The sequence below is a fragment of the Nitratifractor sp. genome, assembly GCF_015487065.1.
GTDB lineage: Bacteria > Campylobacterota > Campylobacteria > Campylobacterales > Sulfurovaceae > Nitratifractor.
This window is the reverse complement of sequence record NZ_WFQN01000163.1, coordinates 1-5,800: the sequence shown is the minus strand read 5'-3', so window position 1 is coordinate 5,800 and position 5,800 is coordinate 1. Positions and strand designations below refer to the sequence as shown.

General features: G+C 57.7%; 7 protein-coding genes, 1 tRNA gene and 1 pseudogene. 7 read left to right on the top strand and 2 right to left on the bottom strand.

The window, feature by feature from the left end; genetic code table 11:
* The coding region (locus F8I07_RS09305; protein ID WP_292658758.1) for an AIR synthase related protein at positions 1–856 on the top strand (856 nt) is incomplete at its 5' end.
* 256 nt (positions 857–1,112) lie between these two features.
* Here the strand turns inward: F8I07_RS09305 and F8I07_RS09300 are convergent.
* Positions 1,113–1,189: transfer RNA gene (locus F8I07_RS09300), tRNA-Thr, on the bottom strand.
* A 73-nt stretch (positions 1,190–1,262) separates the two neighbouring features.
* Here F8I07_RS09300 and F8I07_RS09295 point away from each other — a divergent pair.
* The gene (locus F8I07_RS09295) at positions 1,263–1,889 is read left to right on the top strand and encodes an RNA methyltransferase (RefSeq protein ID WP_292658756.1); all 627 of its coding nucleotides are present in this window, start codon (positions 1,263–1,265) and stop codon (positions 1,887–1,889) included.
* Here the strand turns inward: F8I07_RS09295 and F8I07_RS09290 are convergent.
* Positions 1,825–2,364: a Mut7-C RNAse domain-containing protein gene (locus tag F8I07_RS09290; protein ID WP_292658753.1), complete on the bottom strand. Its 540-nt coding sequence runs from the start codon at positions 2,362–2,364 to the stop codon at positions 1,825–1,827. The genes F8I07_RS09295 and F8I07_RS09290 overlap by 65 nt on opposite strands.
* 83 nt (positions 2,365–2,447) lie before the next feature.
* Here F8I07_RS09290 and rpmH point away from each other — a divergent pair, with 83 nt between their 5' ends.
* The 5 genes and pseudogenes from rpmH to F8I07_RS09265 form a co-directional block, all read left to right on the top strand.
* Complete coding sequence (rpmH, locus tag F8I07_RS09285; RefSeq protein WP_229936432.1) at positions 2,448–2,582, top strand: 50S ribosomal protein L34; 135 nt, start codon at positions 2,448–2,450, stop codon at positions 2,580–2,582.
* Entirely contained in the window at positions 2,570–2,944 is a 375-nt protein-coding gene (gene rnpA, locus F8I07_RS09280; RefSeq protein ID WP_292658765.1) for a ribonuclease P protein component, read from the top strand. The genes rpmH and rnpA overlap by 13 nt, the downstream gene beginning before the upstream one ends.
* Before the next feature lie 135 nt (positions 2,945–3,079).
* Complete coding sequence (gene yidC, locus F8I07_RS09275; protein WP_292658762.1) at positions 3,080–4,696, top strand: membrane protein insertase YidC; 1,617 nt, start codon at positions 3,080–3,082, stop codon at positions 4,694–4,696.
* Between the two features lie 11 nt (positions 4,697–4,707).
* Entirely contained in the window at positions 4,708–5,553 is an 846-nt protein-coding gene (locus F8I07_RS09270; protein WP_292658744.1) for a Jag N-terminal domain-containing protein, read from the top strand.
* A pseudogene (locus F8I07_RS09265) lies at positions 5,550–5,800 on the top strand (tRNA uridine-5-carboxymethylaminomethyl(34) synthesis GTPase MnmE); the annotation flags it as partial. The gene F8I07_RS09270 and the pseudogene F8I07_RS09265, both read left to right, overlap by 4 nt.

The window sequence follows — 5,800 nt, the reverse complement described above, 5'->3', positions numbered from 1 at the left end:
CGTGGCTCTGGCCATGAGCAGTGACTGCAACCCCCGCTACTGCTACATCGACCCCTTCAAAGGGGCAGCCCTGGCGGTGCTGGAGAGCGGACGCAACGTGGCCATGAGCGGCGCCAAGCCTCTGGCGATCACCGACTGCCTCAACTTCGGCAACCCCGAAAACCCCGAGGTGATGTGGCAGTTCGCCCAGGCCTGCGAAGGGATCAAAGAGGCCTGCGCCGAGATGGAGACCCCCGTCGTCAGCGGTAATGTCTCTCTCTACAACGAGACCAACGGCGTGAGCGTCTATCCCACCCCCGCTATCGCCATGGTCGGAGTCAACGAGAGTGAATACAAAGTACTCAGAAGCGAATTCCAGCATGAGGGCGATACCCTGGTTCTGGTGGGCGAAACCCGTGGGGAGTTCGGCGGATCACTTTATATGAAAGAGATCTGCGGCGCCATCGCCGGAACGTTGGCCGACATCGACTATGCCGCCGAAGCCCGCCTCTGGCAGCTGGTGATCCAGGCCAATGCCGCGGGTCTCCTGGAAGCGGCCAAGGATGTCAACGTGGGCGGCCTGGCGATCGCCCTGGCCAAGATGGCGGCGCGAAGCGGCCTGGGCGCCGAGGTCAAAGTCGATTTCGAGGATTCCCGATGGATCTTCGACGAGAGCCAGAGCCGGGCGGTGCTGGAGGTCAAGCCCGAGAATCTCCAGGAACTGGGTCGGCTGGCCATGGATCTGGGACTCAAAATCCAGCCTATCGGCAGTGTCGGTGGAGAGGTTCTGAAAGTCAACGAGGTAGAGATGCCTTTGGAAAAACTCAAAGAGATCTATTTCGGTAATTTTAAGAAAGTGATCGAACAGGATCTCTGAAAAATTGATTGACTCTCCTGCCGTCCGTCGGTTTCACTCGATAGCTCTGGCAGTCGCTAATGAGAAGCGTCAGCGAAGGACAACTGCTTGTCCTTCGTAGCTTCGGAACCGAAACGGTCGGAGCGAAGCCTAGCCGTGGAGGCTGCGAGAACCCCTTCGGGGCAAGCGCTCCTTTGTCGCCATCGAGTGAAACCTTGTCAACTAACATGCAGTGTTATCGGTTTGTAAGTTTTTTTAGATAGTTAGAGTAAGACTGTGGAGCTGATAGCGGGACTCGAACCCGCGACCTCCTGATTACGAATCAGGTGCTCTAGCCAGCTGAGCTATATCAGCAAATAAATGCGGAAGTGAATTTTAGCGCCCGCCGAGAAAAAAATCAACCCCTTTCCGACAAGGAGTCCCCCAAATGATCACTCCGCAACGGCGTCAGAGGATCGAGGCTCTGCTGGAGCAGAAGCAGCCTGATCTCCAGGTCTTGCTGGACGATGTGCACGACAGCCGCAATATCTCCGCCGTGATCCGGACCTGTGATGCGGTGGGGGTCCTGCACTTCTACTATTCCCGCAACAGCCTCGACCATGTCAAGACCCACCGCACCGTCACCCAGGGAGCCCATCGCTGGCTGCTCAAAGAACGGATCGATTATGAAAAACGGGCCCAATTCCTGCGCCGGAAGCGGGAGGAGGGGATGCAGATCCTCGTGACGCAGTTGGGGGAGGAGAGCCGGGACTTTCGCGAGATCGACTACACCCTCCCGACCCTCCTGGTCCTGGGCAACGAAAAGGAGGGGGTCTCGGCTGAAGTGGCAGCGGAGGCGACCCACCGGGTGATTATCCCCATGCACGGCATGGTCCAGAGCCTCAATGTCTCCGTCGCGGCGGCATTGATCCTCTACGAAGCCCAGCGGCAGCGTCAGGCGGCAGGTTTTTACGACCGGCCGCAGCTGGATGAGGCCCGACGTCAGGCTCTCATGGAGGAGTGGATCCGTCGGGATTCGATCCTGCGAAAGAGCCGGGGTCGCATCGGTCAGTAGCGGAGGAGAAGATACTTTCCCATTCCCGAAGCATCCGGCGGTAGTGATCCCCCTTCCAGTAGATCCGCCCGCAGCCGGGACACTCTTTGAACGTATTGAAATGTTCAGCCACGGCCGGAGGGATCCGGTCTCTGACGGCATCGCGGGAGACGGAGTGCAGGGGAGTGTTGCAGACCATACAGCGGCTGAAGGGGCGGAAGCAGTCGTGCAGAGGGAACCGGCGGCTCAGTTCGATGAGCTGTTCCCGCAGTTCCGGTGAGTGGAGATGGACCACGATCGGGGTGCCGCCTTCGGGGATGCCCCGGTCCCGGGTCAGGAGAATCCGTGACTGTGCCGCAGCGATCCGCTTCAGTTCCCGGTCGCTTCCCTCCCTGAAGAGCAGCGTGTCGCATCCGGCAAAACGCAGATGGCGTGCCAGTTTCCCCAGATGGGCATCGGCGATGAACCTTGGCTCCGTCTCTTCGATTTTTTTCATCTCCCGTTAAGCTCTTTTCGGATAAAATCCCGCCATATTTTCTCCCTGGAAGACAGGGGAATGAACAGCCAAAGGATATCCAAATGAAAAGAACCTATCAACCCCACAACACTCCCCGGAAGAGAACCCACGGTTTCCGTACCCGCATGAAGACCAAAAACGGTCGCAAAGTGATCAACGCCCGCCGGGCCAAAGGCAGAAAAAGATTGGCCGTCTAAACCGCTTTCCCCACCTCACGCAGCAGCGTGAGTTCGACCGGGTCTACAAGGGCGCCGACAAGGTCTGGCATACCCCCTGGTTCGTCCTCTTTTTCCGCAAAAGTTCGGAATGCGGTGTGGCGTTTGTCGCCGGGAAAAAGGTGGGAAACGCTGTCAAACGCAATCGGGCTAAACGTCGCCTCCGGGCCCTTTTTGCCGATCGAATCAGCCACTACCGTCCGGGGGCCTATATTCTGGTCGCCAAACCCCCGATCGTCGAGGCGGACTATGGTGAACTGGAAACGGCCTGGACCAAAGCTCTCGAACGTTCCGGTGCCCTCCGGAAACCCCGTAATTCTTTCCGGCAAGTCCGACCATCCTAAGGTCGGACGACTCTCCTTCTGAACTTTTTCGTTTTTTTGGACCATCTTTCCCAGTCCATATTTCTATAACCCAAAAGAGGGTATAATCCCCGCCTATCGCTCATATCACTTATCAAAGGCACTATTTTGGAACAGATGGATCTCAACAAGCGACTGATGATCGCTCTTGTACTCTCATTTTTCATTCTGATCGGCTTCAGCTATTTCTTTCCTCACAGCGCTACACCGGCTGAAAGCAACAACACGGCATCCATAGCGTCTGCTTCGGCATCCTCTTCCGCTTCGGCAGCTCCTGCCGCGCCGGCGGCCCAAGCCAATGCCACACAAACGGCCTCTCCCGCCGCGCCGGCCCCCAAAGAGAGTGTGACAGTCTCCAAGAGAGAGGTGCTCGCGACGGTGGAGACCCGCAAATACCGTCTTAAGATCGACCGTTTCGGTCGGATCGCCAGTGCCGTTCTCAAAGAGCCCAAGTATCGCCGGGATGACGGCAAGCCTCTGGATCTGATCGACCCCAAGCGTACCCGGCCCCTGGAGATCCGTTTCGAAGATGCTACGCTCAACAAACAGGCATTCGAAGTCCCCTACAACGCCTCCGCCTCCGACCTCGACGTGCAGCAGGGGAGTCAGGTGCTGACCCTGACCCAGAAGCTGCCTGCGCTGACCCTCACCAAGACTTTGACTTTCTACCCCGACGGTCATTACGCTCTCAAAGTCTCCACCGACAAACCCGTCACCTACTTCCTCACCAGCGGCCACCGTCCCGAAGCGGACAAGTCCCGCTACATGATCGTCCGGGGAGTGCTCGTCCGGGATGCCCAGGGGGTGATCCATACCATCGAAGACGGCAAAGCCAAGGAGACACAGAAGTTCGACAAAGCGACGATCCTCGCTTCATTCGATCGCTACTATGCGTCGCTCTTTTACAACTTCAAACAACCCTTTCCCGTCGTCGTCACTCCCGATACCGGGAACGACCCGCTCCCCTTCGTGACGGCGAAAGGACCGATGGAACTCAGCGGCTATATCGGCCCCAAAGAGTGGAAACTCTTCGCGAAGCTCGACCCGAGGCTCACTGACGCCATCGAGTTCGGCTGGTTCACTTTCCTGGCCAAGCCCTTTTTCCGGGTGATGCTGGCGATCTACAACTTCGTGGGCAACTGGGGATGGGCCATCGTGCTCTTCACCCTGCTGGTCAAGCTGGTCCTCTTCCCCCTCTCCTACAAGGGGATGATGTCGATGCAGAAGCTCAAGGACCTGGCGCCCAAGATGAAAGAGATCAAGGAGCGTTACGGCAAGGATCCTGCCAAGATGAATCAGCAGATGATGCAGCTCTACAAGAAGCACGGCGCCAACCCCATGGGGGGCTGTCTACCCATGTTGCTGCAGATTCCGGTCTTCTTCGCTCTCTATCGGGTCCTGCTCAATACCGACGAACTCCAGGGAGCTCCCTGGATCCTCTGGATCCACGACCTCTCCCGCCAGGATCCCTACTTCATCCTGCCGATTCTCATGGGGGCCACGATGTTCCTGCAGCAGCAGATCACTCCCAACAATATGACCGATCCGATGCAGCAGAAGATCTTCAAATGGTTCCCAGTCCTGATGACTTTCTTCTTCCTCACCTTCCCCTCGGGACTGGTTCTCTACTGGTTGACCAACAACATCCTCTCCATCGCCCAGCAGGCCTATATCAATCGGGCCTATGAGAAACACAAGGCGAAACTCAAAGCGGCCAAGAAACACGAAGAGTAGAGGAGGGCGGAATGAAAAAGATCGAAGCCGCGACCCTCGAAGAGGCTTATCGGATCGCCTGCGATACCTTTGGATGTTCCATGACCGAGCTCAAATACGAGATCGTTCAATATCCCAGTCAAGGATTTTTGGGGCTCTTTGCCAAACCGGCGATTATCGTCGCATCGGCCGAAGAGAGGAAGACGAACGATCGGTCCCTCCTTCAACCCGCAGCTCCGGAAGTCGAGGCCGTCTCTCAAAAAGTGGAACCCACCCCGGAGACCAGTGGGGAGCGAGACGTTTCCTCTGATGAGCGGGCGGAAGAGCGGGAGAACGGTAGCCACGAGAAGATCATCGAACGCTTTTTTGACGAAGAGAAGCGTACGGAGGCGTCAGAAGAAAGCGCTGTCGACGAATCGGTGTTGGCAAAGGAGATCGAAGAGAAGATTCTCGAACTGATGGAGGTGAGCTGCTTCGACATCGACGTCGTCGAAGTGGATGTGATCGACGATACCGCCTACATTTTCCTCGACGGAGAGGATGCCGCGTTGCTCATCGGCAAAGAGGGGTACCGCTACAATGCGCTCTCCTACCTGCTTTTCAACTGGATTCACGGGAACTACCGGCTCTTCATCAAGCTGGAGATCGCCCAGTTCCTCTCGAGCCAGCAGGAGATGATCCGTCACTATATCCAGCCGGTGATCGAGCATGTGCGTCAGGAGGGGTGGGGACGGACCCGGCCCCTGGACGGGATCCTGGTCCAGATCGCCCTGGAGCAGCTTCGGGAGGAGTTCCCCGACAAATACGTAGCGATCAAGCGTCAACGTGACGGCGGCCGCTACGTCCTCATCAACGAGTTCAACAACCGACGGCGATGAACGATACCATCGCGGCGATCGCCACAGCCCACGGTGTCGCCTCCATCTCCATCATCCGCCTCAGCGGTCCACGGGCCCCCGAGATCGCCCGCCGGATCGCTCCTTCCGCCTCTTTGCGTCCCCGCCGTGCTCAGCTCTGTGACCTCTATGATGCCACCGGAGAGCTGATCGACCGGGGGATCGTCCTCTACTTCCAGGCGCCCCATTCCTATACGGGGGAGGAGATCGTGGAGTTCCAGACCCACGG